Below are 25,612 nucleotides of genomic sequence, written 5' to 3'. Positions count from 1 at the left end.
CCGATGCCTCGCCCCCTCGTCCCCATGCTTCTGACCTGCGCGCTGGCGCTGCACGGCGTCGCTGCCGCGGCAGCCGAGCGGCGGGTTGCGGCCGGGGACGGGGCGCTGGCCGCGGCGATCGCCGCGGCCGCACCGGGCGACGTGCTGCTGCTGGACCCGGGCCTGCATCAGGGGCCGGTCGTTCTGGACAAGCCGCTGACGCTGGACGGGCAGGGCGGGCAGGCCCGGATCGACGGCGCGGGACAGGGCAGCGTCATCACCATCACCGGCGAGGGCGCGGTCGTCCGCGGCCTCGTCATCACCGGCTCGGGCTCCGAGCATGAGACCATCGATTCGGGCGTGCAGCTGACCAAGACCTCGCGGCGCGCGGTGGTCGAGGGCAACCGCCTTGTCGGCAACCTGTTCGGCGTGGACGCGCACGGCACCCAGGACAGCGTGATCCGCGGCAACCTGATCGAGGGGCGTCAGGACACCCGCATGAACGACCGCGGCAACGGCGTTTATTCGTGGAACACCCGCGGCCTGGTGGTCGAGGGCAACGATATCCGGTTCGGCCGCGACGGCATCTTCGTCATCCTGTCGCGCAAGGGCACGTTCCGCGACAACCGCATGACCGACGTGCGCTTTGCCATCCACTACATGAACACCCACGACAGCGAGATTTCCGGCAACGTCTCGATCGGCAATCACCTGGGCTTTGCGCTGATGTATTCGGACCGCCTGCAGATCAACGGCAACACCAGCCTGGCCGATGCCGCGCAGGGCCTGATGCTGAACTATGCCAACAGTTCGGACATCGCCGAAAACCTGGTGATCGGCGCCGAGAAATGCGTCTTCATCTACAACGCCCACAAGAACCTGCTGGCGCGCAACCGCTTCGAGGGGTGCGACATCGGCATCCATTTCACCGCCGGCTCCGAGCGCAACGCGATCACCGGCAACGCCTTCATCGGCAACCGCACGCAGGTCAAGTACGTCGGCACCCGCGACGTGGAGTGGAGCGTCGAGGGTCGCGGCAACTACTGGTCCGACCACCCCGCATTCGACCTGAACGGCGATGCCGTGGCCGACAGCGCGTTTCGCCCCAACGACCTGATGGACCACATCCTGTGGTCGCAGCCCGCAGCCTCGCTGCTGACCGGCTCGCCCGTCGTCCAGCTGATCCGGTGGAGCCAATCGAGCTTTCCCGCGACGCTGCCCGGTGGCGTGCTGGACAGCCACCCGATGATGGCCCCGGTTGCCATTGCCCCCGATCCCGAAGACACCGCCCTTGCCGCCGTGGCCATGGCCCGGCGGGCGGCGGAAGGAACCCAGAATGACCAGTTTGATCCTCTCGCGGCTCACTAGGCGCTTTGGCGCGGTGGCCGCGCTGGACGAGGTAAGCCTGTCGGTCGGCCCCGGCGAGCGCGTGGCCCTGCTGGGCCACAACGGCGCGGGCAAGTCCACGCTGATGAAGATCGTGCTGGGCCTGATCCCGGCGACCTCGGGCGAGGTGCGGGTGCTGGGCGCAGCCCCCGGCAGCGGGCCCGCGCGGGCCGGCACCGCCTATCTGCCCGAAAACGTGGCCTTCCATCCGGCGCTGACCGGGCGTGAGCAGCTGCGCGCCTATCTGGCGCTGCGCGGCCAGCCGGGGCGTCAGGCGGGCGAGCTGCTGGCGCGCGTCGGGCTGGCCGATGCCGCCGACCACCGGATCGGCACCTATTCCAAGGGGATGCGCCAGCGCGTCGGACTGGCGCAGGCGCTGATCGGCCAGCCCCGCCTGCTGGTGCTGGACGAGCCGACCAGCGGCCTCGATCCGGTGTCGCGGCGCGAGTTCTATGCGCTGCTGGACGAGCTGGCCGCGACCGGGGCGTCGATCCTGCTCAGCTCGCACGCGCTGACCGAGGTCGAGGCGCGCACCGATCGCATGGTGATCCTGTCCCATGGCCGGGTCGTGGCGCAGGGCACCATGGCCGACCTGCGAGCCGAGGCGGCGCTGCCCGTCACCTTCGCCCTGCTGCCCGCGCCGGGTCAGGCCGAGGCGCTGGCCCGCGCCTTTCCCGACGGCCAGGCCGACGGGGGGGCCTTGCGCCTGATGGTGCCGCAATCGGACAAGCTTGCCGCGCTGGCCCGCGTGGCCGCCGCCCGGTCGCTGCTGACCGACGTGGACATCGTGCCCCCCAGCCTTGAGGACATCTACAGCCGCATCAGCCGCCGCGACCTGCCCGCAGAGCCGGGCGCCAGCGTCGCCGACTGGCGTGCGCCCCTGTCGGAGGCCGCCGAATGAGCCGCATCCTTGCCCTGGCCGCGGCCGAGCTGCGGATCGCAGCCCGCAACCGCTGGGTCGTCATCGCCGTCGCCATGATGGCGCTGTTCTCGCTGGCGCTGGCCGCCGCCGGGTCCGCGCCGACCGGGGCGCTGGGGGCCGACCGGCTGTCGGTGGTCGTGGCCTCGCTGACCAGCCTTGCGGTGTATCTGGTCCCCTTGGTGGCGCTGCTGATGTCGTTCGACGCCGTTGCCGGCGAGGTCGAGCGCGGCACGCTGCCGCTGCTGCTGACCTATCCGGTCAGCCGCGCACAGGTGCTGGCGGGAAAGTTCGTGGCGCATCTGTCCATCCTCACGCTGGCCATCGCGGTCGGATACGGGTTGGCCGCCGGGGCTGCGCTGCTGGTCGATCCGCTGGCGGGGCGGGGGGTTCCGGCGCTGTTCCGGCTGGGCTGGACCTCGGTCCTGCTGGGCGCCAGCTTTCTTGGCGCGGGTTATCTGGCGTCCTCGCTGGCGCGCAGGCCGTCCGGTGCGGCGGGCATGGCCATCGGGATCTGGCTTGTCGCGGTGGTGCTGTATGACCTTGCCCTGCTGGGCCTGATCGTGTCGCGCGGGGGCGAGGCGCTGGGCGCGGCGTTGCCTGCGGCGCTGCTGGCCAACGCGGCGGACGCGTTCCGCCTGTACAACCTTGGCGCCAGCGGGGCCACGGCGGCGGCGTCCGGCATCGGCGGGGCGGCAGCGTCCATCCCCGGCTGGCAGGCGCTGACCTCGCTGGTGCTGTGGCCCCTTGCGATGCTGGCCCTTGCCGTCACGGCATTCCGCCGGGTGACGCCATGAGGGGCGCGGTTGCCGCCCTGCTGCTGGTCGCGGCGCTTGCGGGCTGCCGAGAGGAGGCCGCGCAGCGCCCCGAGCCCGTCGCCATGACGCGCGAGGCGGTCGGCCATTTCTGCCAGATGAACCTGTTCGAACACCCCGGCCCCAAGGCGCAGGTGCATCTGCGCGGCATGCCCGATCCGCTGTTCTTCAGCCAGGTCCGCGACGCCGTGGCGTTCCGCCTGCTGCCGGAACAGCAGGGCGAGATCACGGCCATCTATGTCAGCGACATGGCCGTGGCGCCGTGGGAAAACCCGGGCGCATCGAACTGGATCGCCGCCGAGGACGCGTTTTTCGTCACCGGGTCCGCGCAGGCGGGCGGGATGGGAACGCCCGAGGTGATCCCCTTCGGCACCGAGGACGCCGCCCGGAGCTTTGTCGCGGCACAGGGGGGCGAGGTGCGGCGGCTGGACGAGATCCCGGCAGAGCTGGTGCTGGCGGCCGACGACCCCCCCAGTCCCATCGCGGGCACCCCCGCCAACGACGACGATGCGGATTTTGCCGCCCGGCTGAAGGCGCTGTCCGCGAACCGACCCGAGGAGAAGACGCCATGACCGTGACCCGCCGCCATTTCCTGACCATCGCCTCGGCCGCGGCGCTGGCGCCGCTGGCAGGACGCGCTGCCCCCGCCGGGCCGATCACCGACTGGCGCGGCACGGCGCTGGGGGCCGAGGCCCGGCTGATCCTGGCCCATCCCGACGCCGAGCGCATGGTCGCCGCCGCGCTGGACGAGCTGGCGCGGCTGGAGGCGATCTTCAGCCTTTATCGGCCCGGCTCCGAGCTGATGCGCCTGAATGCCACCGGCACGCTGGACGCGCCCTCGACCGAGATGGTCGCGCTGCTGACGCTGGCCGGGCTGGTCCACGACGCAAGCGGCGGGTTGTTCGATCCGACCATTCAGCCCCTGTGGGCCCTGCACGCCACGGCCGCCGCCGAGGGCCGCACGCCGACCGCGGCCGAGCGCGCGGCCGCGCTGTCGCGCACCGGCTGGGGCGGGGTGGCCGTTGAACCGGCGCGCGTCACCCTGGCCCGCCCCGGGATGGCGCTGACGCTGAACGGGATCGCGCAGGGCTATGTCACCGACCGGGTCGCGGCGCGGCTCGCCGGGATGGGGATGACCGACCTGATGTGCGAGATGGGCGAGATCGCGGCATTGGGCCGCGCGCCGGACGGGCGGCCCTGGCCCGTCACGCTGTCGAACGGCCGCCCGGTGCCGCTGAGCGGGCGGACCCTGGCCAGCTCGGCCCCTCGCGCCACCTGCTTCGACCAGGCCGGACGGCTGGGCCACATCATCGACCCGCGCACGGGTCAGCCCTCGGACCGGGCGCTGGCGCTGGTGTCGGTGTCGGCGCCTTCGGCCGCGCTGGCGGATGCGCTGTCCACCGCAGGCTGCCTGATGACGCGGTCGGACCTGGACCGCGCCGTTGTGGCCTTTGCCGATGTGCGGGTCGAGGCGTTCGACCCCCTGCCGGTCTGACGGACGCCGGCCGGCCCGCGGCGCGCCGCGGGCAGCGGGGGGTTGCCTCGGGCGCCGTCCCGCGCCAGCCTGCCGCCGAGGCGTGCCCGCCGCGGCCCGCCGTCCCCAGCCAGCAGGCACATGATGAAGGCGCTGATCCTTGGGCGAACGGGCGGCATCGGATCTGCGTTCAGCGCACGGCTGGAGGCCTCGGGCTGGGACGTCACCGGCCTGTCGCGGTCGGACGGATTCGACCTGACCGATCAGGGGTCGGTCGCGCGGGCGGCCGAGCGGCTGGGCAAGGCGCGCTTTGACCTGATCCTGAACGCGACGGGGGCGCTGACGGTGGGCGAGGGCAGCCCCGAAAAGACCATCCGCGCGGTCGAGGCGTCCGCGATGGCCGCGATGTTCGCCCTGAACGCCACCGGCGTCGCGCTGGCCCTGCGGTATTTCTCGCCCCTGCTGGCCCACCGGCGCGAGGGCGGGCGCGCGGTGTTCGCCTCGCTGTCGGCGCGGGTGGGGTCGATCGGCGACAACCGGCTGGGCGGCTGGATCGGCTATCGCGCCGCAAAGGCCGCGCAGAACCAGATCATCCGGACCGCCGCGATCGAGATTGCCCGCCAGCACCGCGGCGCGATCGTGGTGGCGCTGCATCCCGGCACGGTGGCGACCCGCCTTTCGGCGGGATACCAGCCGCGCCATGCGGTCCTGACGCCCGACCAGTCGGCCGCCGCCCTGCTGGAGGTGATCGCAGGGCTGTCGCCCGCCGATACGGGCACGTTCCGGGACTGGCGCGGAGAGCCGGTGCCCTGGTGAGCGCGCAGGCGCCGGAACGGACCGCGCCCGCGCAAGCGCGGGCAGGGCGCAGGCGGCGCCATATCGCGGCCGACGGCGACAGGCCTGCGCGTCAGGTCGCCCTGTCCGCGCCCTGGGTCTCTGCCCCGGCAAGCATGGCCAGCAGCCCCGCGGCGCGCGCCATCCTGTCGGCTGCGTCCTCGATGGGTTCGCGCAGGATGGCGCAGTCGTCCTTGCGTTCCAGCCCGTCGGCGGCCAGCGTCACGCCGGGGCGAGGGTAAAGCGCGATGGCCGCCGGACCCGCCACGACGCGGGCCACGCCCGCAGCCCGCGCGTCCATCCGCAGCCGGGCGGCGGTCAGCAGGTGCCGCGCCTCGGGGGGGATCTCGCCGAAGCGGTCCTCCAGTTCGGCCTCGACCAGGTCCACGGCGTCGGCATCGGCCAGCCGCGCCAGGCGCATGTAGACGCCCAGCCGCGTGTCCTGGTCGGCGATCCAGTCCTCGGGCAGGCGGCCCTGAACGCCCAGGTTCAGGTCGGGCGTCCAGTGCTCGGCCGCCTCGCCCCGCAGTTCGGCCAGGGCCGAGGCCAGCAACTGCTGATACAGATCGACGCCGATCAGCTTCATGTGCCCGGCCTGCGTGTCGCCCAGCAGGTCGCCCGCGCCGCGCAGGTCCAGGTCGCGGGCGCTGATCTCGAACCCCGCGCCCAGCCGGTTCAGCGCCTCGAGCGTCTGCAGCCGCCGCATGGTGCGGTCGGGAATGGTCTTGCCCGCCTCGGTCAGCATCAGCATGTGGCCGCGCAGATTGCCCCGGCCAACCCGGCCGCGCAGCTGATGCAGCTGCGCCAGGCCGAAGCGGTCGGCCTTGTGGACGATCATCGTGTTGGCGCGGGGCACGTCCAGTCCCGCCTCGATGATGTTGGTGGCCAGCAGGACGTCGCCGGCGCCGTTCGCAAACCGGATCATCGCGTCGTCGATGTCGGCCGCGGGCAGCTTGCCGTGCGCCTGCAGCACCGTCAGGTCGGGCACCGCGTCGGCCAGCGCCTTGGCCATCGCCGCCATGTCCGCGATCTTCGGCACCACGACAAAGCTTTGCCCGCGCCGCGCGCGTTCGCGCAGCAGGGCCGCGCGCAGGGTGTCGGGCTGGAACGTGGCGACCGCGGTGCGGATCGGCTGGCGGCGGGCCGGGGGCGTGGCGATGACCGACAGTTGTTGTAGCCCGACCAGCGCGGTCTGCAGGGTGCGCGGGATGGGCGTCGCCGTCAGGGTCAGCACATGGCCCGCCGAAAGCGCGCGCAGCTTTTGCTTGTCGGCCGTGCCGAATCGCTGTTCCTCGTCGATGATGACCAGCGCAAGATCGTGATAGGCCACGCCCTTGGCCGCGACCGCACCGGTTCCGATGACGATGCGGATCGACCCGTCGGCCAGCCCGGCCTTGACCGCCTTGCGTTCGGCGGCGCTGGTCAGGCGGTGCAGCGCGCCGATGCCGATGCCCAGATCGGCGAACCGGCGCTGAAACGTCTCGACGTGCTGGCGCGCCAGGACCGTCGTGGGCGCGGCAAGGGCCACCTGCCGGCCCGCCAGCACCGCCACCGCCGCCGCGCGCAGCGCCACCTCGGTCTTGCCGAAGCCCACGTCCCCGATCACCAGCCGGTCCATCGGCCGCCCCGAGGCGAGATCGTCGCGCACCGCCTCGATCGCCCGGATCTGGTCGGGGGTCTCGGCGAACGGAAAGCCTGCGGCAAAGCGTTCGTAGGCGGCGGGGTCGGGCTCCAGCACGGGGGCGGTCCGGGTGCTGCGGTCGCGGGCCAGATCGGCCAGGCCCCGCGCGGTCTGGGCGACCGCCGCCTTGATGTCGTCCTTGCGCTTGCGCCAGCTTGACCCGTCCAGGCGGTCCAGCGTCACTGCCTCGGGTTCCGCGCCATAGCGCCAGATCTGGTGGGCTTGCGCGACAGGCACCAGCCGCACCGCATCCGCCGCATAGCGCAAGCGGATCGCGTCGCCGGCGTCCGGCTCGCCCGCCGGGGCGGGCAGCGGCTCGATCCCCTCGACGACGCCCAGCCCGTATTCCTCGTGCACGATGACATCCCCGGTGCGGATCTCGGTGGCGTCGGTCAGGGCGTTCACGGCGGCGCCGGGATCCTCGTGCCGCTGCGCCCGGCTGCCCAGCAGGTCGGCGGCGGCGACCGCCAGCACGCCCTCGCGGCGAAAGCCGCGGTCGGCGGGCAGGGGCATCGCCAGCACCGCGCCGGGGGCAGCCCCGGTCACGTCGGACCACGCCGCCGCCGGCGCGACGGTCACGCCCAGTTGCCGGGCCATGCCGCGGGTCAGGAACCGCAGGTCGCGCTCGCCCCCCAGCAGCACCAGCCGCTCGCCTGCCCTGGTGGCGGCGCGGGCGGCGGCGGCAAAGGCGCGCACAGGGTGGGGCCTCTCGACGAACCGCGGCGGCGGATCGCCCGGGCGATCCAGTGCCAGCGTCTGATGCCGGGCCAGCGCTGCCTGCCAGGCGGCCTGATCGACCAGCCGGGTGCTTGCCGCCCCCTCGATCTCGCGCGCCAGCCGCAGCGCCGAGGCGCGACGACGATCGGCACCGGCGCCCATCACGACGCGCGCGCCCGGCAGGTGATCCAGCAGGCTGCACGGCGCATCGCCCAGCGGCAGTTCGACCGCAGGCGCGATCTCGATGCCGTCGATCTGCGCGATGGTGCGCTGATCGACCAGGTCATAGCTGCGGATGTCCGCCACGCCGCCCTCGTCCGTCTCGATGCGGACGGGCCACTCGGACTGGCAGGGAAAGAGATCCAGCACCTGGCCGCGCAGGGCGACCTCGCCGGGTTCGTCCACGCGGTCGTCCTCGACATAGCCCAGCGCCACCGCAGCCGCCAGCAGGTCGGGCAGGGCAATATCCTGCCCGGTCGTCACGGACAGCAGACGCGGATCGACCGTGTCGGGGGCGGGCCAGGCGCGGGCCAGCGCCTCGCCGGTCGTGATCAGCGCGACCGGGCCGCGTTGGTCGTCACCGGCCAGCGCGCGCAGGCGGGCCAGCGCGGCATTGCGCGCACCCAGGTTGGCGGGCGAGGCGGGCGCGTCGCGGCCTGCCATCGCATCGCTTTCGGGCACCAGCACGACCTGCGCCTGCGGGGCGGCAAGGGCCAGGGCGCGGGCAATCGCACGGGCCTCGACCTCGCTTTCCGCGGCCAGGATGATGTCACCGCCGGTCAGCGCCTCGGCAAGGGCGGCGGCGGTTTCGGCATGGCCCATGCGGGCGGGCGCAGACTGGTCCGGGGATCGGGGCATGATGGCTTTCGTTGTCTGGGGCGCGGCTGACGCGTCGCCGGCCCGGCCTTGCGGCCATCGCCGCCGCCCGTCCTGACTGTCGAGATCACGCCGCGCCCCGTTGCTGTGCGCGGTCCAACCGCGTCCGGCGAAAAGGGTTCCCCGCGGCGGTCGCCCGGCGTGCGACGGGGGCAGCCCGCCCCCGCTGCCCCTGGTGCGGCGTCACCAGGCGGTGATGACCGCGCCTTCGTACTTGGTGTCGATGAAGGTCTTGATTTCAGGCGAGTGATAGATCTCGACCACTTGCTTGACCCAGGGCTGGTCCTCGTCGCCCGCGCGCACGACGATCACGTTGGCATAGGGGCTGTCGGCTTTTTCCATCGCGATGGCGTCGGTCTTGGGCGACAGCCCGGCGGCCAGGGCAAAGTTGGTGTTGATGATCGCCGCATCGGCGTCCTGCAGCGCGCGAGGCAGTTGCGCCGCGTCCAGTTCCAGGAACTTCAGCTTGCGGGGATTGTCCGCGATGTCCAGCGGCGAGGGCGTGAGGCCGGTCCCTTCCTTCAGCGTCAGCAACCCGTTGTCCTGCAGCAGCAGCAGGGCGCGGCCGCCGTTGGTCGGGTCGTTGGGGATCGCCACAGCGCCGCCCTCGGGCAGGTCGGCCAGCGCCTTCAGGCTGGCGGAATAGACGCCCATCGGCGTGGTGATGGTCTTGGCGACGACGCTCAGCTTGAAGCCGCGATCCTTGATCTGGTTATCCAGATAGGGGACGTGCTGAAAGCTGTTGGCGTGCAGGTCGCCGTCGGCCAGCGCCTGGTTCGGCACGACATAGTCCGAGAACTCGATGACCTCGATGGACAGGCCCTTGGGTTCGGCCAGCTTGGCGACCTCGTCCATGATCTCGGCGTGCTCGCCCGGCGTGACGCCGACCTTGATGTCCTCGGCGGTGGCCAGACCTGCGGTCAGCGCCAGGGCGGCAGCGGTCAGGGTCAGAAGACGGCGCATGAAGTGTTCCTTTGTGCGATGTGTCATTTCGGGCGGCGGGGCGCGCGCTTGTCCAGCCGGGCCGCGATCGCCTCGCCCACCAGCTGGACAAGCTGGACCAGGACGATCAGGACGACGACCACAGCCAGCATGACGGCGGGCATGAACCGCTGATAGCCATAGCGGATGCCCAGGTCGCCCAGGCCCTCGCCGCCGACGGCGCCGACCATGGCGGAATAGCCGATCAGGCTGACCACGGCCAGCGTCAGGCCCAATGTGATGCCGGGCAGCGCCTCGGGCAGCAGGACCTTGCGCACGACCTGCCAGGGCGTGGCGCCCATCGCGCGCGCGGCCTCGATGAGGCCAGCGTCCAGGTCGCGGATCGAGGTTTCGACCAGCCGTGCGATGAATGGGGCGGCCGCGATGGTCAGGGGCACGATGGCCGCGGTGGTGCCGATCGAGGTGCCGACCAGCATCCGGGTGAACGGGATGATGGCCACCACAAGAATGATGAACGGCACCGAGCGCGCGGCGTTCACGACCAGTCCCAGCGCGGCATTCGCGGCGGGCGCGGCCAGCAGCTCGCCCCGGCGCGAGGTCGCAAGGAACACGCCCAGCGGCAGGCCGATCAGCGTCCCCAGGATCGCCGAGGCGGCGACCATGTACAGCGTCTGCGCGGTGGCCTGCGCGATCAGCCCGATCAGTTCAGGCGACATAGCCCAGCACCTTGGTCATCATTCCGTGTTGTTCCAGCGTGGCGGCGGCCTGCGCGGCGCGGCTGGCGTCCAGCGCCACCAGCAGGTTGCCGAACGGCCGGGTCCCGATCTCCTCGATCGCGCCGGCCAGGATGTTGACATCCAGCCCCAGGTCGCGCGTCAGCCGCGACAGCATGGGTTCGGTCGCATGATCGCCGATGAACGTGACCTGCATCACCGCCTGCGCCGGCCCCTGCGGGCGGTCGGCCAGCATGCGCCCCGCGATGAACCCCGGCAGGGCGACAGTGGTGATCCCGGCCAGAAAGGATCGGGTGACCGGATGGCGGGGGTCGGAAAAGACGCGATAGGTCTCGCCCGCCTCGACGATGCGCCCGGCTTCGATGACGGCGACGTGGGTGCAGATCTGGCGCACGACGGCCATCTCGTGCGTGATCAGCAGGATGGTCAGGCCAAGCCGCGCGTTGATGTCCGACAGCAGCCCCAAGACCGAGCGGGTGGTTTCCGGGTCAAGGGCACTGGTCGCCTCGTCCGAGAGCAGCACGCGCGGCCCGGTCGCCAGGGCGCGGGCGATGCCGACGCGCTGTTTCTGGCCGCCCGACAATTCGGCCGGATAACGGTCGGCCTGCTCGGCCAGACCGACCAGCCGCGTCAGATCGTCCACGCGGGCGGCGACGGCCGCGCCACGCTGTCCCGCGATCTCCAAGGGCAGGGCGATGTTGCCGCGCACCGTGCGGTTGGCCAGCAGGTTGAAATGCTGGAAGATCATGCCGACGGCGCGCCGGATGCGGCGCAGGTCGGCCCCGCTGGCCCCACCCACGTCGTCCCCCCCCAGCGTGACGGTGCCGCTGGTCGGACGCTCCAGCCCGTTGGCCATCCGCAGCAGCGTGGACTTGCCCGCGCCGGACCGCCCGATGATTCCGGTGATCGAGCCTGCAGGCACGTCCAGCGTCACGTCGTCCAGCGCCGTCACGACCGTGCCCCCGGCCTGGGGCCAGGTCCTGGTGACGTTCTGGAAATGGATCGGGGTCGCGGCACGCATCCGCGGGGGAATAGACCGCAGACGCAGGCGGCGCAACCGCACGGCAAGGGGTGGCCGATCTGCACGGGGGGAAGGGGCCAAGCGTGGCTATGGGGTGCGGCCGTCCTGCCCTGACACCATGCGCGGCGATCGCGCTTGATTTCGGCCCGCGTTCCGGCACAGGTCGGCGCGCGTGCTGCAACCGTGACGGAGCCTGCGAATGACCGACAGCCTGGGCCATGTGCTGATTTCGTCGATGAAGGACGAGGGGCCGTATGTGCTGGAATTCGTGGCCCATCATCGGGTGCTGGGTTTCGACCGGATCTTCATCGCGTCGAACGACTGCCGCGACGGCACCGACCTGGTGCTGGACGCGCTGGCCGCGGCGGGGGCCATCGGCCACACCCGCAACGTGCTGGCGCCCGGCGACATCCCCCAGCACAAGGGCTATGCCCTGATGCGGGCCGAGCACGGGCTGGACCGGGCCGACTGGCTGATGGTGCTGGACGCCGACGAGTTCCTGCAGGTCACGACCGGCGCAGGCCGGGTGCAGGACCTGACCGCCGCGGCGCCCGACGGCACCGACATCATCGCGCTGAACCCGATGACCTTCGGCACCTCGGACGACGAGGACTGGCGCCCCGGCCGCGTCACCCAGCAGTTCGTGCGCCGCGTGCCCCCGCGCCATCGCGCGAACCGGCCGATCAAGACGCTGACCCGCGGGTTGCGGCGGTTCCGCACCATCCACAACCATTGCGTCAACGGCTATCGCGGCAAGGTGCCGTTGCAGGTCATGCGGGGCGACGGGGCGCTGTCGGCCATCGCGCCGGGCACGCCGCTGTGGCAGGTGCTGCGCAACGTCCCGCCCGAGCAGATCGCCCACGGGCTGGCGCATTACAACCATTACGCCGTCAAGTCGCTGTCGTCGTTCTGCCTGCGTCACGATCGCGGCCGGGGGGCCGTCGCCGTGGGCGAGGGCAATACCCGCCACACCGAGGAGTATTTTGCCCGCATCGCGGGCGCCCGGATCGAGGATCGCAGCATCGAGCGGCGCTATGGCCCGGCGGTCGCCGCGGAACTGGCGCGGCTGATGGCCATTCCCGCCGTCGCCGCCGCCCAGGCCGAGGCCGAGCGCCGCTATGCCGGGCTGCTGGCGACCCTCTAGCGGCCGGGCAGGGCCGCGCTCCGGGACCGGACGCGATCCTTCAGCCGCTGCCAGCTTTCGGTCATGGGCCACGCGTAGGTGAGGCCCTGGATGCCGACATGGCCATAGCGAACCGACAGCTGCCGCCCCGCCTCGCGGGCCGGCACGCCCTGCACGGCCGTCAGATACAGCGCGGCGGCAAGGCCTGTGCGGTCGGCCCCCCCCTCACAGTGGATCAGCATCGGCTTGGGCGCGTCCGCCATCAGGCGGATCAGCGCGCCGGCCTTTGCCTCGGGCAAGGGGGCGCCTGCCGTCATCGGAAAATCCAGCAGTTGCGCGCCGGCGGCGGCGGTCGCGGCCGCCTCGGCGTCGTACCAGGGGGTGCCGGGATGCGGGCCGCGCAGGTTCACCACGCTGCGGATGCGGTGCTGCGCCAGCAGGCGGGCAAGGTGGTCGGGCGGCAGCGTTCCGGCGCGATAGACCTGCCCCGCGACCACCGTCTGCACATTGCCGCTGGCATGCAGGCCGCCGAACCAGCCCACCAGCGCCAGCAGACAGGCCAGCGCGACCATCCCCACACGCGCGGCGATCATCCGCATGGGCCAGCCCGCTCACAGCGGATGCGGGGCGCTGCGCCCGCCTGTCCGGCCGCACGAGCGTGGCGGGGTTGAGCGCCGTGGTCCGCGCGCAGGCCCTTGGCAGGGAGGGAAAAGTGCAAAATGCCGGTCATGCGCCTGCGACCCCGTGAAGCCCCGCGCGTCCAGTCTGCGGCCCAGCCGCCGAACCGGATAGTGGGTATGGCAACCCCGTCCGTCCAGCCCGACGGCATGGAAAGACGCTATCGCCTGACGGTGACAGAAACGACACGGCCCCGCGACGGGTTCGTGGCGCCCCCCAAGGGCGGCGTGCCGGACGCGTGCGACTATTCGGCCGCGCGTGTCGCGCTGTTCGGGGTCAGCGTGTGATCGACCGGGCGATAGCCGGTCTGGTCCTGCTGGGCCTCGGCATCGCCCGACAGCGGGTCCGGCCGCATGCGAAAGCCGCGTTCCAGCTGGTCGAAGGGCGCCACTGGATAGTCGCCCGAAAAGCACGCATCGCAATACTGCGGCCGGGCCGGGTCGCGCCCCGTCGCCTCGCCCACGGCGCGGTAAAGACCGTTCAGCGACACGAAGGCCAGGCTGTCCACGCCGATCCAGTCGCGCATCTCGTCGTTGGACATGTTCGCGGCCAGCAGCTTGTCGCGATCCGGCGTGTCCACGCCGTAAAAGCAGGGCCAGGCGGTCGGCGGGCTGGCGATGCGGAAATGCACCTCGGCCGCGCCTGCGTCCAGGATCATGTCCTTGATCTTGCGGCTGGTGGTGCCCCGCACGACGCTGTCGTCGACCAGCACCACGCGCTTGCCGCGCACCAGCGCGCGGTTGACGTTCAGCTTCAGCCGCACGCCCATGTTGCGGATCTGCTCGGTCGGCTCGATGAAGGTGCGGCCCATGTACTGGTTGCGGATGATGCCCATGCCATAGGGAATGCCGCTTTCATGGGCATAGCCGATGGCCGCGGGCGTGCCGCTGTCAGGCACCGGGCAGACCAGGTCGGCGTCCACCGGGGCCTCGCGCGCCAGCTCGACGCCGATCTGGCGGCGGGTCTCGTAGACCGAGCGGCCGCCGATGATCGAATCGGGGCGGCTGAAATACACGTGCTCGAAGATGCAGAACCGCCCCGTGGACGGGCCGAAGGGGCGCGAGCTTTCGACCTTGCCCTTCGAGATCACGACCATCTCGCCCGGCTCGATCTCGCGGATGAACTCGGCCCCCACGATGTCCAGCGCGCAGGTTTCCGACGACAGCACGAACGCGTCGCCCGGCAGCCGACCCAGCACCAGCGGGCGCACGCCCAGGGCATCGCGCACGCCGATCAGCTTGGTGCGGGTCATGGCGATGACGGAAAACGCGCCCTCGACCCGGCGCAGCGCATCCTTCATCCGCTCGGGGATGTTGCGCTGGATCGACCGCGCCATCAGGTGGATGATGCATTCGCTGTCGGACCCCGACTGAAAGATCGAGCCGCGCTCGATCAGTTCGCGCCGCAGGGCCAAGGCGTTGGTGATGTTGCCGTTGTGGGCGACGGCGCAGCCGCCCATCGCGAACTCGCCGAAGAACGGCTGCACGTCGCGGATCGCGGTGTTGGCCTTGGTCCCGGCGGTGGAATAGCGCACATGGCCGACGGCCAGCGGCCCCGGAAGGGTTTCCATCAGCGACGCCTTGGTGAAGTTGTCGCGGACATAGCCGAACCGATGGGCGCTGTTGAACCCGTGGTCGGGGTGGTGGACGACGATGCCGCCCGCCTCCTGACCTCGGTGCTGCAGGGCGTGCAGCCCCAAGGCGACGAAGTTGGCGGCATCGGTCACGCCGATCACGCCAAAGACGCCGCACTCTTCGTGCAGGCGGTCGTGATCGAAGGGATGGGCAAGGAAAGGCTGCATCGAACGCCTGCCAGTCGCTGGGGGAACGAGGAGGTATCTAGGCGCGCGCCGCACCAAAGTCACGCCCCGGCGGACGCGCCGGGACGGAAAACGACATCGGTCCGCCACAAAGGCCCGGATCGCCCTGTCAGTTCGAGGCAGCAGTCGGCGTGGTCGCGGCCGGGACCGTGGCGCTGGCGGGGCAGGACCGCACCAGCTGGTCATAGCGCGACACAACCCAGCCCGGCGCATCCTGCGGGATCTGTTCGTTCAGCTGACCGCTCATGCGCTGGAAGACCTGCGCCGACCGGGACCCGTCCACCATGGGAACGGGCTGGCTTGCCATCACCCGGTCATAGACGATGAACGCCACGGCAACCAGCAGGATGCCGCGCGCCACGCCGAACAGAAAGCCCATGCCCTGATCGACGCCCCCCAGCGCGCTGCGCTGGACGACCGACGAAAACAGCGGCGTCAGGATGGAAAACACCACCAGCGCCAGCGCGAAGACGACGGCAAACCCCGCGATTGTGGCCAGTTCGCAGCTGTCGGCCAACAGCCTGTTCACATAGGGGATCTGCGCGATCAGGGGCCGCATCGCTGCCGCGAACATGAACGCCAGGATGGCGGCCCCGATCCAGCCCAGGATCGCCAGCGATTCGCGCACGAAGCCGCGCGAATAGGCGAGAATCGCCGAAAGGATGATGACGGCCGCAACGATGCCATCAACAAGGGTAAAGCCGTCCATTGAAACCGCCCTTTTGCGGCTGTCGCCGCAGGTTGGGGGCGGTCATCCGGCGCCGAATGTCTCGCCCGTGAAACTCGTCAGATCGGCGGCGCGGGTCACGCGCATGCCCTCCGAACCCTCGACCTTCTGGACCGCGGGCAGGATGGCTTGTGAAAAACCAAGTTTCTGCGCCTCTTTCAACCTGTTTTCGGCCTGGGCGACGGGGCGCAGGGCGCCCGACAGGCTGACCTCGCCGAAAAAGACGGTCTCGGCGGGCAGGGGGTGGTCCTCGCGCGCGCTCAGCAGCGCGGCGGCGATGGCAAGGTCGGCGGCCGGCTCGCTGACGCGCATGCCGCCCGCGACGTTCAGGAACACGTCCAGCCCGGCAAAGGGCACGGCGCAGCGCGCCTCCAGCACGGCAAGGATGGTGCTGACCCGCCCGCCGTCCAGCCCCACCACCGTGCGCCGGGGCGAGGCGAGGGTGGACGGCGCGACCAACGCCTGGATTTCCGTCAGGACCGGCCGCGTCCCCTCGATCCCGGCAAAGACGGCGCTGCCGGGAATGGGCTGGCCGCGTTCGGACAGAAACAGGGCCGAGGGGTTGGCGACCTGCGCCAGGCCGCCGCCGGTCATCTCGAAAACGCCGATTTCCCCGGCCGGGCCAAAGCGGTTCTTGACCGCGCGCAGGATGCGGAACTGGTGGCCGCGCTCGCCCTCGAAATACAGGACCGTATCGACCATATGCTCGACGACGCGGGGTCCTGCGATCTGGCCGTCCTTGGTGACGTGGCCCACAAGGATCACGGCGACCCCGCTGCGCTTGGCGAATGTCATCAGCTCGTGCGCGGCGGCGCGGACCTGGCCCACGCTGCCCGGGGCGGCATCGACGGTGTCCGACCACAGGGTCTGGATCGAATCGATCACCGCGACGTCGGGACGCTCTGCGTCCAGCGTTGTCAGGATGTCGCGCAAGGCGGTTTCCGTGCCCAGCCGCACCGGCGCGTCGGCCAGCCCCAGCCGCCCGGCGCGCATCCGCAACTGTGCGCCGGCCTCCTCGCCGCTGATATAGACGGCGCGGGCGCCCGCGCGGGCAAAGGCGGCGGCGGCCTGAAGCATCAGCGTGGACTTGCCGATCCCCGGGTCGCCCCCGACCAGGATGGCGCTGCCGGGCACCAGCCCGCCGCCCAGCACCCGGTCCAGCTCATCGATGCCCGAGGCGGCGCGTGTGGGCGGCGGCTCGTCGCTGGACAGCCCGCTCAGCGCGATGACCCGCCCGCGCGCCGCGCCCAGGCCGCGGCCGGGTCCCTGGGACAGCGGGGCCTCCTCGACGATGCTGTTCCACTGCCCGCAGGCATCACAGCGGCCCGACCACTTCGGGTGGGCGGCCCCGCAGGCGGTGCAGGTAAAGGCGGCGACGGGTTTGGCCATGGCCACGGTTGTGGCCGAGGCGCGGCGCAAGGGCAAGCAGGCGCCGGCAGGCAGGGCACGCGCGCCCCTCGCCTCACGGGGATGTCGGCTTGCCAAGCCCGCCCCCCGTCGTCAGTTTGCCGCCACCCGACGAAAGGCCTGCCGATGGCAAACCCGCGCCCCTTTGCGCCCTACGAGTTCATGATCGCCTGGCGGTATCTGCGGGCCCGCCGCGCCGAAGGCGGCGTTTCGGTGATGACCTGGATCAGCCTGATCGGGATCGCCCTGGGGGTTATGGCGCTGATTGCAACACTGGCTGTAAGGTCTGGTTTTCGCGCGGAATTCGTGGACACGATCCTGGGCGCGAATGCCCACACGACGGTCTATATGCCGCCGGGGCAGATCGTGAACGACCTGACCGAGGAAACCTACAGCGTGGCCGGGACCATCGCGGACTATGCCGCGGTCGCCGATCGCATGGCCGCGCTGCCCAGCGTGCTGCGGGCCGATCCGGTGGTCAAGGGACAGGTGATGGCCAGCGCCGGCGAACGGTCGAACGTGGCTGAGGTATTTGGTCTAACGCAAGGGGATCTTGCAGATATTCCGCGTATTGCGGACCCGCAGACGGCGGTGGGCGACATCGCCGACTTTGACCGCGGCGTGGCCATCGGGTCGGGCATCGCGCGCGAACTGAACCTAGGCGTGGGGGATCGCATCCAGCTGATCTCGCCCCAGGGGGCGCAGACCGCATTCGGCACCACCCCCCGCGTCGCCGCCTACGAGGTCGTCTATGTCTTCACGGCGGGACGTTATGACATCGACCGGACCCGGATCTACATGCCTCTGGCCGAGGCCCAGTCCTATTTCAACCGCGAGGGGGTCGTGGACGAGATCCAGGTCTATGTCGCCGAGCCCGAGCAGGTGGATGATCTGACCCCCGCCCTGATGGAGGCGCTGCCGGGCAGCCTCGTCTGGACATGGCGCGACAGTTCCGGCAGCTTTCTCAAGGCGCTGGACGTCGAAGATGATGTGATGTTCGTGATCCTCTCGGTGCTGGTGCTGATCGCGTCGATGAACATCACCAGCGGCCTGATCATGCTGGTCAAGAACAAGGGCCGCGACATCGGCATCCTGCGGACGATGGGGCTGACCGAGGGCGCGGTGTTGCGGGTGTTCTTCCTGTGCGGCGCGTTCACCGGGGTGATCGGCACGCTGGCGGGCGTGATCCTGGGCGTCCTGCTGGCCCTGAACGTGGACAGCATCATGGCGGCGGTGAACTGGTTTTCCGACGGCGGCGCCTGGGACCCCGCGGTGCGCGGCATCTACGAACTGCCGGCCAGGCTGCGCGGCATCGACATCGCCAAGGCCGTCGGCCTGTCGCTGGTGCTGTCCTTCATCGTCACCATCTTTCCCGCCCGGCGCGCCGCGCGGATGAACCCGGTCGAGGCGCTGCGCTATGAGTGATGTCCTGCGGCTGGAAGGCATCGCAAAGACCTACAACCCCGGCACACCGGCGGCGGTCGAGGTGCTGCGCGGGCTGGACCTGACCGTTGCACGCGGCGAGGTGGTGGCGCTGGTGGCGCCCAGCGGGGCGGGGAAATCGACGCTGCTGCATATCGCGGGGCTGCTGGACACGCCGGGCGCGGGCAGGGTGATCCTGTCCGGGCGCGACATGACCGGCCTGTCCGACCGTGCGCGGACCGAGGCACGGCGGCGCGAGCTGGGATTTGTCTATCAATTCCATCACCTGCTGCCCGAATTTACCGCATTGGAGAATGTCGTCCTGCCGCAGTTGGCGAATGGCACGCCGGAACGCGCGGCGCAGGACCGGGCGCGCGGCCTGCTGGACCGTGTCGGGCTGGCGCCGCGCGCCGATCACCGCCCGGCGGCGCTGTCGGGGGGCGAGCAGCAGCGCGTGGCGTTCTGCCGCGCGCTGGCCAATGCGCCTGCGCTGCTGCTGGCCGACGAGCCGACGGGCAACCTGGACCCCGCAACGTCCGACCGCGTGTTCGGCGTGCTGATGGCCCTGGTGCGCGACACCGGCCTGTCGGCGCTGATCGCCACTCACAACATGGACCTGGCCGCGCGCATGGACCGCGTCCTGCGGCTGGACAAGGTCGCAGGCCGCAGCTAGGCGCGGCCCGCTCGGTCAGCGGTTCACGAACTTGAAGAAGCGGCTTTCCTTGCCGTCCTTGGTCTCGTCCTGATACAGGAACGCAAGGCCCCGATCCTCGAAGGTTTCGAAGAACTCGTCCCACGAGATTTCTTCGAGCGCGTCGTCGCGTTCCGCAAAATCGATGCGCAGGATGCCCTCGCCCTCGTCGTCCTGGGTGCCCTTGACGACGGTGGGGATGCCGCCGCGCTGTTCGATCCACTGGCGGATCACGTCATGGTCGGTGGTGGTTTCGCTGGATGACATTCGCCTGCTCCGGTTCTGGCCGCGGGAAACAACGCGCGGTCGCGGCGGCCGTTCCGGTCAGACGTCACCGATGGGCGCGCCGGGATGGCGCCAGCTGTCGATTTCGGTCGCCACCATCTGCTGCAAGCGCCAGACATACGGGTCGTCCAGACCATGTGCCGCCAGCGCCTCGGCGGTGCGGTGCAGATACTCGGCGCCCGACCCCGCGGGGCCGCAGGCATGGGCCAGACGCATCGCCTGTTCCGCGATCGGCAGGTGCACCAGCGTCTGTCCAACGGCGCCGGCATAGAAGGTCAGGGCCTGTTCGCGGCCGCGATCGGTGTCCACGGTGATCCAGACGGCGTTGTCCACCAGTTCATGCGCCACCAGTTCGCGCCGCAGGATGGCGCGCAGCGACTCGCGTTCGGTGCCGGGCGCGATCTCCATCACCAGCCCGCCGCACTGGCCGCCGGGTTCCAGGGCCAGCATCAGGCCGGGGCAATCGGGCGTGCCGCGCCAGCGGTTCATCTCGATGCAAAAGCTGCGGTGCCAGCCGGGCGCCGTGGCGCGGCGGATGCCGCTGACCTCGAACCCCGGATTCCAGATCAGCGAGCCATAGGCGAAGATCGGCACCGGGCGCGGCCGGCCTGCGGTCAGTCGCTCGGCCAGCGCATCCAGATCATCGTCGGTGAGCATCGTCCACTGCGGGTCATAGGGGGACTCGTCCACCTCGCGGTGGGCGCGGGCGACATGGGCGGCGGTCAGCGCAAGGCTGGCAGGGACAGGAAAATCATCGGACATGGGGGGTCGTTGTCGGCCAGAAACCCGGCAAGCGCAATGCGCGGCGGCCATCAGGCCGCGGCCTGCGCCCGCATCTGCGGAACCGCACCGCCGGGACTTGCCTGCCCCGCCCCCGTTCGGCACAGTCCGCGCAACGAACAAGGGGGACAGCCATGAAATTCGCCACTCCGGCCCTCGTCGCATTGGGCGGCGCGGCCTTGCTGATCGCCTGCACGCCCGCACCGCAGGCCGACAGCGGCCCGGCCGATTACGCCCTGTTCTGCGCCTCGTGCCATGGCCCGACGGGCAAGGGGGACGGGCCGGCGGCTGCAGGTCTTGCACCGCCCCCTGCGGACCTGACCCGGATCAGTGCCCGGTCGGGCGGCAGGTTCCCCCGGTTGCAGGTCATGGGCCGGATCAACGGCTATACGATGGGGCGCAGCGACAGCCACATGCCCCAGTTCAGCGAGCTGCTGCAGGGTGAGACGGTGATGTACGACCCCGGCGACGGCATCACCGCGCCCACGCCGGCGCGGCTGGTGGCGCTGGTCGAGTATGTCGAACGCCTGCAGGAATAGTTCGCACGGCCACTCGGCCGGCCGTTCCATGCGGCCGGTCGGGCACAGAAGGCGGCGGGCGGCACAGGGCGCCCGGGCTTTCCTCAGACGTCCAGGCCCTCTTCCTCGACGAAGCGGGCGTTCTCGCTGATGTACTGAAAGCGCAACTCGGGCTTTTTCCCCATCAGCCGCTCGACCAGGTCGCCCGTCTCGCCGCCGTCCTCGTCGTCGATGCTGACGCGGATCAGCTTGCGCGTGGCGGGGTTCATTGTCGTGTCCTTCAGGTCCTTGGCGTCCATCTCGCCCAGGCCCTTGAATCGCTGCACGTCGATCTTGCCCTTGCCGCCCAGGCCCTTGCCCAGCCAGCGTTCCTTTTCGGCATCGTCGGCGACATAGACCCGCGCCGCGCCCTGCGTCAGGCGGTAGAGCGGCGGGCAGGCCAGATACAGGTGGCCCTTGTCGATCAGCGGCCGCATTTGGGTGAAGAAGAACGTCATCAGCAGCGAGGCGATATGCGCGCCGTCCACGTCGGCGTCGGTCATGATGATGATCTTGTCATAGCGCAGGTCGTCCACGTTGAACCGCGTCCCCAGCCCCACGCCCAGCGCCTGCGACAGATCCGCGATCTCCTGGTTCTGGCTCAGCTTGGATGACGCCGCGCCCAGCACGTTCAGGATCTTGCCCCGTATCGGCATGATCGCCTGCGTGTTGCGGTCGCGTGCCGACTTGGCCGAGCCGCCCGCCGAGTCGCCTTCGACGATGAACAGTTCGGTCCCCTCGCGGTTCGTGGCCGAACAATCCACCAGCTTGCCCGGCAGGCGCAGTTTCTTCGTGGCCGACTTGCGCGCCGTCTCCTTTTCCTGGCGCCGCCGCAGCCGCTCCTCGGCGCGCAGGACCAGGAAATCGAGGATCGCGCCCGCCGATTTGGTATTCGCGGCCAGCCAGTTGTCGAAGTGGTCGCGCACGGCGCCCTCGACCAGCCGGGCGGCCTCGGTGGTGGCCAGCCGGTCCTTGGTCTGGCCGACGAACTCCGGCTCGCTGATGAAACACGACACCAGCGCGCAGCCGCCGGCCAGCAGGTCGTCGCGGGTGATGTTCTCGGCCTTGCGGTTCTTTGCCAGCTCGCCATAGCCGCGCACCCCCTTCAGGATCGCGGACCAGAAGCCCGATTCATGCGTGCCGCCCTCGGGGGTGGGCACGGTGTTGCAATAAGACTGGATGAAGCCGTCGCGCGAGGGCGTCCAGTTGATCGCCCAGTCCACCTTGCCCGGCACGCCGAAGCGTTCGCGGAACTCGACCGACCCGGCGAAGGGCCGCTCGGCATAGGTCGAGGCGGTGCCCAGCTGTTCGCCTAGGTAATCGGCCAGCCCGCCCGGGAAGTGGAAGGTGGCCTCGGTCGGCGTCTCGCCGTCGTCGATGTCCGTCTTCCAGCGGATCTCGACGCCGGACTGCAGATAGGCCTTGGATTTGACCATCCGCATGATGCGCGACGGCTTCAGCCGATGGTGGCCGAAGATCTGCTCGTCGGGATGGAACAGGACCGTCGTGCCGCGCCGGTTGGGGGCGGCGCCGACCCGTTCGATGGGGCCTTGCGGCACGCCGCGGGAAAACGACTGTCGCCACAACTCGCGGTTGCGCGCGACCTCGACCACCATCACGTCGGACAGCGCGTTCACCACCGACGCGCCGACCCCGTGCAGCCCGCCCGAGGTCTGATAGGCGCCCTCGGTGAACTTGCCGCCCGCGTGCAGCGTGCACAGGATCACCTCCAGCGCGGATTTGCCCGGAAACTTGGGATGCGGATCGACAGGGATGCCGCGGCCGTTGTCGCGGACCGTGACGCTGCCATCGGCGTGCAGCTCGACCTCGATGCGGCTGGCATGGCCGGCCACCGCCTCGTCCATCGCGTTGTCGAGGATTTCGGCCACCAGATGGTGCAGCGCGCGTTCGTCGGTGCCGCCGATATACATGCCGGGGCGCTTGCGGACCGGCTCCAGCCCCTCCAGCACCTCGATCGAGGCGGCGGAATAGGCGTCGGCGGCGCGATCGGCGCCCGAGAGAAGATCGTCGGACATGGGCTGCTTTCGGTTCTAAGGTCGGCGCGTTATTTCACGCCCCGGCCCCGCGGGGCAAGGGCGCGCCGCGCACCCGCGGGCGGACAGGCGCGCAGGCCCGGTGCGCCCCCGGCTATTCCGGCTCGGCCAGGCGGGCCTGCCACATCCGCTGGAACGCGGGTCGCGCCTGACAGTCGGCAAGCCACGCCAGCACCGCAGGAAACTGCTCGGTCAGCGGGCCGTAGCCTTGGGCATAGCGGATGATCTCGGCCAGGTTCAGGTCGGCCACGGTGAAGCGGCCGCCGACCGGATGGGCGTGGATCGCCAGATGGTCCTCGACTACCTTCATGGGCCGCACCAGCCGTTCGGCGGCGCCGGCGACAAGCGCGGCATCCTCGCCCGACTGGGCCTGCCAGCGTCCATGCAGGAACATCAGCGTCAGGGCGTCCGGCTCGATCGCGGTGGCCGCGAAGAACGACCATTGCTGCATCAGCGCGTCCTCGGCCTGGTCGGCGGGGCCGAGGCCGCCCGCCGCGTGCTTGCGCGCCAGATGCAGCGTGCAGGCGAGCGATTCCGACAGCACCAGCCCGTCATCCTCGATCACCGGGATGGAGCCGGCGGGCGACAGCGCCAGGAAGGCGGCCGACCGCGTGTTCAGGGCCGCGTCCGCGGCATCGGGAAAGGGCAGCCGATAGGCCTGGATGACGGGAACCTGCCGGAACGGCAGGTCCAGTTCGTGGCACAGCCAGATCACGCGCGAGGCGCGCGAACGGGTGACGCCGTGGATGGTCAGCATGATGCGCTCCGCTCAGGGTGGGGACAGGGAAGGCCGGATCGCAGCCGGGCGCAACGGGGAAATCCCGTGGCCGGCCGCATCGGGCTGTGGCCGGCGCGCCATCGTGCCGCCCCCAGGCATGCGCGCGCGCTTTCCTTCGTGGCCAGAGGGGCTTAAACCCGGACGACCGGCGGATGACCCGCCCCAGCCGAAAGCCCATGACGCCCATGTCCGCAGTGCCCCGCATCCTGACCACCACCGACGAACTGGCCGAGTTCTGCGCCCTGGCCAAGGCGCAACCCTATGTGACGCTGGACACGGAATTCCTGCGCGAGCGGACCTATTATTCCAAGCTGTGCCTGATCCAGATGGCGCTGCCGCCGGCATCCGGCCCCAAGGCCGAGGGCGGGCCGGCCGTGCTGGTCGATCCGATGGCCGACGGGCTGTCGCTGGAGCCGCTGTACGACCTGTTCCGCCACACCGCGACGGTCAAGGTGTTCCACGCCGCGCGGCAGGATCTGGAAATCTTCTTTCACGATGCGGGGGTGTTCCCCGACCCGCTGTTCGACACCCAGGTCGCGGCGATGGTCTGCGGCTTTGGCGAGCAGGCGGGCTATGAGACGCTGGTCAAGAAGATCGCCCGGCAGCCACTGGACAAGTCGTCGCGATTCACCGACTGGTCGCGCCGCCCGCTGACGCCCGCGCAGGCGGACTATGCGCTGGCCGACGTGACGCACCTGCGCGCGATCTATGAATATCTGGCAGAGCAGCTGAAAAAGACCGGGCGCGAGGCGTGGGTGGCCGAGGAGGCGGCCGTGCTGATCGACCCCGAGACCTATATCACCCGCCCGCACGAGGCGTGGGAGCGGGTACGCACCCGGTCCGGCTCGCCCCGCTTTCTGGCGGTGGTGCGCGAACTGGCGCGGTTCCGCGAGACCTATGCGCAAAGCCGCGACGTGCCCCGCTCGCGCGTGTTCAAGGACGATGCGCTGGTCGAGCTGGCCTCGGCCAAGCCGCTGACCGACGAGGATCTGGGCAAGTCGCGGCTGCTGCTGCGCGAGGCGCGGCGCGGCGAGATCGCGCAGGGCATCCTTGCGGCGGTCAGGGCAGGGGTCGAGGCGACCGACCTGCCCAAGCCCAGCCCCGACGAGCCCGGCAAGCCCGGCAACGCGGCGCTGTCGCAACTGCTGCGGGTGCTGCTGCAGGCCAAGGCTGACGCGGCGGGCGTGGCGCCGCGGCTGATCGCGTCCGCGGCGGACCTGGACGCGCTGGCGGCCGGCGGGCGCGACGTTCCGGCGCTGACGGGCTGGCGGGCCGAGGTGTTCGGCGACGACGCGCTGCGTCTGGTGCAGGGTCGGATCGCGCTGTCTGCCGCAGGCGGCGCGATCAGGGTCGTGCCGGTCGGCTGAGCCGATGCCCGATCCCGGCTGCGCCGCAGGGCGGGGGTTCCGGGCAGGATCGCCCCGCTGCCTGATACGCAGCGTGGCCGCACCCGATCTGGACCCGCTGTACGCCATCGCCACCAACCCCGCGGTCGCGCCCATGCTGCTGCTGTTCAGCCCCGGCATGAGCCGGGCGCAGTTTGCCGGCATCTTTCCCCCTGGGGCGGATCGCCCGCCGTTCCGGGCCGCGGTGGACATGGACGGCCGCACGGTCGGGTCGATCGGCGTGTCCGCGGGGGCGCGGCCCTCGATCGTCTATTTCCTGGCGCCGGCCGTGTCGGGACGCGGGCTGGCCAGCGAGATCGTCCCGGCCTTCATCGCGGCGCTGGCACATGACTTCGGGCTGCGCGCGCTGCGGGCGGATGTGTTCGTGGACAATCCCGCCTCGCTGCGGGTCCTGGAAAAGGCGGGGTTCATCCGGACGGGTCGAACGATGCTGCGGTCGGCCGCCCGACCCGCCGCAGCCCCCGCCTGGGTGCTGGAGCGTGGGGCGGACTGACGCGCAGACCGGGC

The 25,612-nt window shown here is 70.8% G+C and carries 24 protein-coding genes and 1 pseudogene; 13 read left to right on the top strand and 12 right to left on the bottom strand.

Features of this window, described 5'->3' with window-relative positions; genetic code table 11:
- Positions 1 to 3 precede the first annotated feature (3 nt).
- The 6 genes from DPQ23_RS09055 (at position 4) to DPQ23_RS09030 (ending at position 5,389) form a co-directional block, all read left to right on the top strand.
- Positions 4 to 1,347: a nitrous oxide reductase family maturation protein NosD gene (locus DPQ23_RS09055; protein ID WP_112874375.1), complete on the top strand. Its 1,344-nt coding sequence runs from the start codon at positions 4 to 6 to the stop codon at positions 1,345 to 1,347.
- On the top strand, positions 1,316 to 2,266 hold the full coding sequence (locus DPQ23_RS09050; protein ID WP_112874374.1) for an ABC transporter ATP-binding protein: 951 nt from the start codon (positions 1,316 to 1,318) through the stop codon (positions 2,264 to 2,266). Before DPQ23_RS09055 ends, DPQ23_RS09050 begins: the two co-directional genes overlap by 32 nt.
- The gene (locus DPQ23_RS09045; protein ID WP_112874373.1) at positions 2,263 to 3,081 is read left to right on the top strand and encodes an ABC transporter permease; all 819 of its coding nucleotides are present in this window, start codon (positions 2,263 to 2,265) and stop codon (positions 3,079 to 3,081) included. Before DPQ23_RS09050 ends, DPQ23_RS09045 begins: the two co-directional genes overlap by 4 nt.
- The gene (locus DPQ23_RS09040) at positions 3,078 to 3,671 is read left to right on the top strand and encodes a nitrous oxide reductase accessory protein NosL (protein ID WP_112874372.1); all 594 of its coding nucleotides are present in this window, start codon (positions 3,078 to 3,080) and stop codon (positions 3,669 to 3,671) included. Before DPQ23_RS09045 ends, DPQ23_RS09040 begins: the two co-directional genes overlap by 4 nt.
- Complete coding sequence (locus DPQ23_RS09035) at positions 3,668 to 4,594, top strand: FAD:protein FMN transferase (protein WP_170310770.1); 927 nt, start codon at positions 3,668 to 3,670, stop codon at positions 4,592 to 4,594. Before DPQ23_RS09040 ends, DPQ23_RS09035 begins: the two co-directional genes overlap by 4 nt.
- Before the next feature lie 120 nt (positions 4,595 to 4,714).
- Positions 4,715 to 5,389 carry an SDR family NAD(P)-dependent oxidoreductase gene (locus tag DPQ23_RS09030; RefSeq protein WP_112874371.1) on the top strand — a complete coding sequence of 225 codons (675 nt, stop codon included), beginning with the start codon at positions 4,715 to 4,717 and terminating at the stop codon, positions 5,387 to 5,389.
- A gap of 91 nt (positions 5,390 to 5,480) precedes the next feature.
- On the opposite strand, the gene DPQ23_RS09025 is transcribed toward DPQ23_RS09030, so the two are convergent.
- The 4 genes from DPQ23_RS09025 to DPQ23_RS09010 form a co-directional block, all read right to left on the bottom strand.
- Positions 5,481 to 8,663, bottom strand: a complete 3,183-nt coding sequence (locus DPQ23_RS09025; RefSeq protein WP_112874370.1) for a helicase-related protein — start codon at positions 8,661 to 8,663, stop codon at positions 5,481 to 5,483.
- 201 nt (positions 8,664 to 8,864) lie between these two features.
- A complete protein-coding gene (locus DPQ23_RS09020) occupies positions 8,865 to 9,644 on the bottom strand; it encodes a MetQ/NlpA family ABC transporter substrate-binding protein (protein WP_112874369.1) in 780 nt (259 codons plus the stop codon).
- Positions 9,645 to 9,667: 23 nt separating this feature from the next.
- Positions 9,668 to 10,339: a methionine ABC transporter permease gene (locus DPQ23_RS09015; RefSeq protein WP_112874368.1), complete on the bottom strand. Its 672-nt coding sequence runs from the start codon at positions 10,337 to 10,339 to the stop codon at positions 9,668 to 9,670.
- Positions 10,329 to 11,378 (bottom strand): methionine ABC transporter ATP-binding protein, encoded by a 1,050-nt coding sequence (locus DPQ23_RS09010; RefSeq protein WP_112874367.1) that lies wholly within the window; start codon positions 11,376 to 11,378, stop codon positions 10,329 to 10,331. The genes DPQ23_RS09015 and DPQ23_RS09010 overlap by 11 nt, the downstream gene beginning before the upstream one ends.
- Before the next feature lie 199 nt (positions 11,379 to 11,577).
- On the opposite strand from DPQ23_RS09010, the gene DPQ23_RS09005 reads away from it, so the two are divergent.
- On the top strand, positions 11,578 to 12,522 hold the full coding sequence (locus tag DPQ23_RS09005) for a glycosyltransferase family 2 protein (RefSeq protein ID WP_112874366.1): 945 nt from the start codon (positions 11,578 to 11,580) through the stop codon (positions 12,520 to 12,522).
- Here DPQ23_RS09005 and DPQ23_RS09000 read toward each other — a convergent pair.
- Positions 12,519 to 13,100: a tyrosine-protein phosphatase gene (locus DPQ23_RS09000; RefSeq protein WP_112874365.1), complete on the bottom strand. Its 582-nt coding sequence runs from the start codon at positions 13,098 to 13,100 to the stop codon at positions 12,519 to 12,521. The genes DPQ23_RS09005 and DPQ23_RS09000 overlap by 4 nt on opposite strands.
- A gap of 198 nt (positions 13,101 to 13,298) precedes the next feature.
- On the opposite strand from DPQ23_RS09000, the gene DPQ23_RS15420 reads away from it, so the two are divergent.
- Positions 13,299 to 13,466 carry a hypothetical protein gene (locus DPQ23_RS15420; protein WP_162630700.1) on the top strand — a complete coding sequence of 56 codons (168 nt, stop codon included), beginning with the start codon at positions 13,299 to 13,301 and terminating at the stop codon, positions 13,464 to 13,466.
- Positions 13,467 to 13,528: 62 nt separating this feature from the next.
- Here DPQ23_RS15420 and purF read toward each other — a convergent pair.
- The 3 genes and pseudogenes from purF to radA all read right to left on the bottom strand — a co-directional run.
- A pseudogene (purF, locus tag DPQ23_RS08995) lies at positions 13,529 to 14,980 on the bottom strand (amidophosphoribosyltransferase); the annotation flags it as partial.
- 127 nt (positions 14,981 to 15,107) lie between these two features.
- Positions 15,108 to 15,707, bottom strand: a complete 600-nt coding sequence (locus DPQ23_RS08990) for a CvpA family protein (RefSeq protein ID WP_112874364.1) — start codon at positions 15,705 to 15,707, stop codon at positions 15,108 to 15,110.
- A gap of 42 nt (positions 15,708 to 15,749) precedes the next feature.
- Entirely contained in the window at positions 15,750 to 17,114 is a 1,365-nt protein-coding gene (gene radA, locus DPQ23_RS08985; RefSeq protein ID WP_112874363.1) for a DNA repair protein RadA, read from the bottom strand.
- Between the two features lie 144 nt (positions 17,115 to 17,258).
- Here radA and DPQ23_RS08980 point away from each other — a divergent pair, with 144 nt between their 5' ends.
- Together DPQ23_RS08980 and DPQ23_RS08975 are read left to right on the top strand one after the other, a co-directional pair.
- On the top strand, positions 17,259 to 18,557 hold the full coding sequence (locus DPQ23_RS08980; RefSeq protein ID WP_112874362.1) for a lipoprotein-releasing ABC transporter permease subunit: 1,299 nt from the start codon (positions 17,259 to 17,261) through the stop codon (positions 18,555 to 18,557).
- Positions 18,550 to 19,227: an ABC transporter ATP-binding protein gene (locus DPQ23_RS08975; protein WP_112874361.1), complete on the top strand. Its 678-nt coding sequence runs from the start codon at positions 18,550 to 18,552 to the stop codon at positions 19,225 to 19,227. The genes DPQ23_RS08980 and DPQ23_RS08975 overlap by 8 nt, the downstream gene beginning before the upstream one ends.
- A 15-nt stretch (positions 19,228 to 19,242) precedes the next feature.
- Here the strand turns inward: DPQ23_RS08975 and DPQ23_RS08970 are convergent, their stop codons facing one another.
- On the bottom strand, positions 19,243 to 19,512 hold the full coding sequence (locus DPQ23_RS08970; protein ID WP_112874360.1) for a hypothetical protein: 270 nt from the start codon (positions 19,510 to 19,512) through the stop codon (positions 19,243 to 19,245).
- 57 nt (positions 19,513 to 19,569) lie between these two features.
- A complete protein-coding gene (locus DPQ23_RS08965; RefSeq protein ID WP_162630699.1) occupies positions 19,570 to 20,292 on the bottom strand; it encodes a gamma-glutamylcyclotransferase in 723 nt (240 codons plus the stop codon).
- Positions 20,293 to 20,444: 152 nt separating this feature from the next.
- Between DPQ23_RS08965 and DPQ23_RS08960 the strand changes: the two genes are divergently transcribed.
- Positions 20,445 to 20,849, top strand: coding sequence for a c-type cytochrome (locus tag DPQ23_RS08960; protein ID WP_112874358.1), 405 nt, complete (start codon positions 20,445 to 20,447; stop codon positions 20,847 to 20,849).
- Positions 20,850 to 20,932: 83 nt separating this feature from the next.
- Here DPQ23_RS08960 and parE read toward each other — a convergent pair whose 3' ends face one another.
- Together parE and DPQ23_RS08950 are read right to left on the bottom strand one after the other, a co-directional pair.
- On the bottom strand, positions 20,933 to 22,903 hold the full coding sequence (parE, locus tag DPQ23_RS08955; protein ID WP_112874357.1) for a DNA topoisomerase IV subunit B: 1,971 nt from the start codon (positions 22,901 to 22,903) through the stop codon (positions 20,933 to 20,935).
- A 112-nt stretch (positions 22,904 to 23,015) separates the two neighbouring features.
- Positions 23,016 to 23,678 (bottom strand): glutathione S-transferase family protein, encoded by a 663-nt coding sequence (locus DPQ23_RS08950; protein ID WP_112874356.1) that lies wholly within the window; start codon positions 23,676 to 23,678, stop codon positions 23,016 to 23,018.
- Positions 23,679 to 23,884: 206 nt separating this feature from the next.
- On the opposite strand from DPQ23_RS08950, the gene rnd reads away from it, so the two are divergent.
- Together rnd and DPQ23_RS08940 are read left to right on the top strand one after the other, a co-directional pair.
- On the top strand, positions 23,885 to 25,066 hold the full coding sequence (gene rnd / locus DPQ23_RS08945; RefSeq protein WP_112874458.1) for a ribonuclease D: 1,182 nt from the start codon (positions 23,885 to 23,887) through the stop codon (positions 25,064 to 25,066).
- 4 nt (positions 25,067 to 25,070) lie between these two features.
- Positions 25,071 to 25,598, top strand: coding sequence for a GNAT family N-acetyltransferase (locus DPQ23_RS08940; protein WP_112874355.1), 528 nt, complete (start codon positions 25,071 to 25,073; stop codon positions 25,596 to 25,598).
- Positions 25,599 to 25,612 lie beyond the last annotated feature (14 nt).

This window comes from Paracoccus endophyticus (genome assembly GCF_003286075.1).
Taxonomy (GTDB): Bacteria; Pseudomonadota; Alphaproteobacteria; order Rhodobacterales; family Rhodobacteraceae; genus Paracoccus; species Paracoccus endophyticus.
The sequence above is the reverse complement of the archived record's forward strand: the minus strand, read 5'-3'. Positions and strand labels throughout refer to the sequence as shown.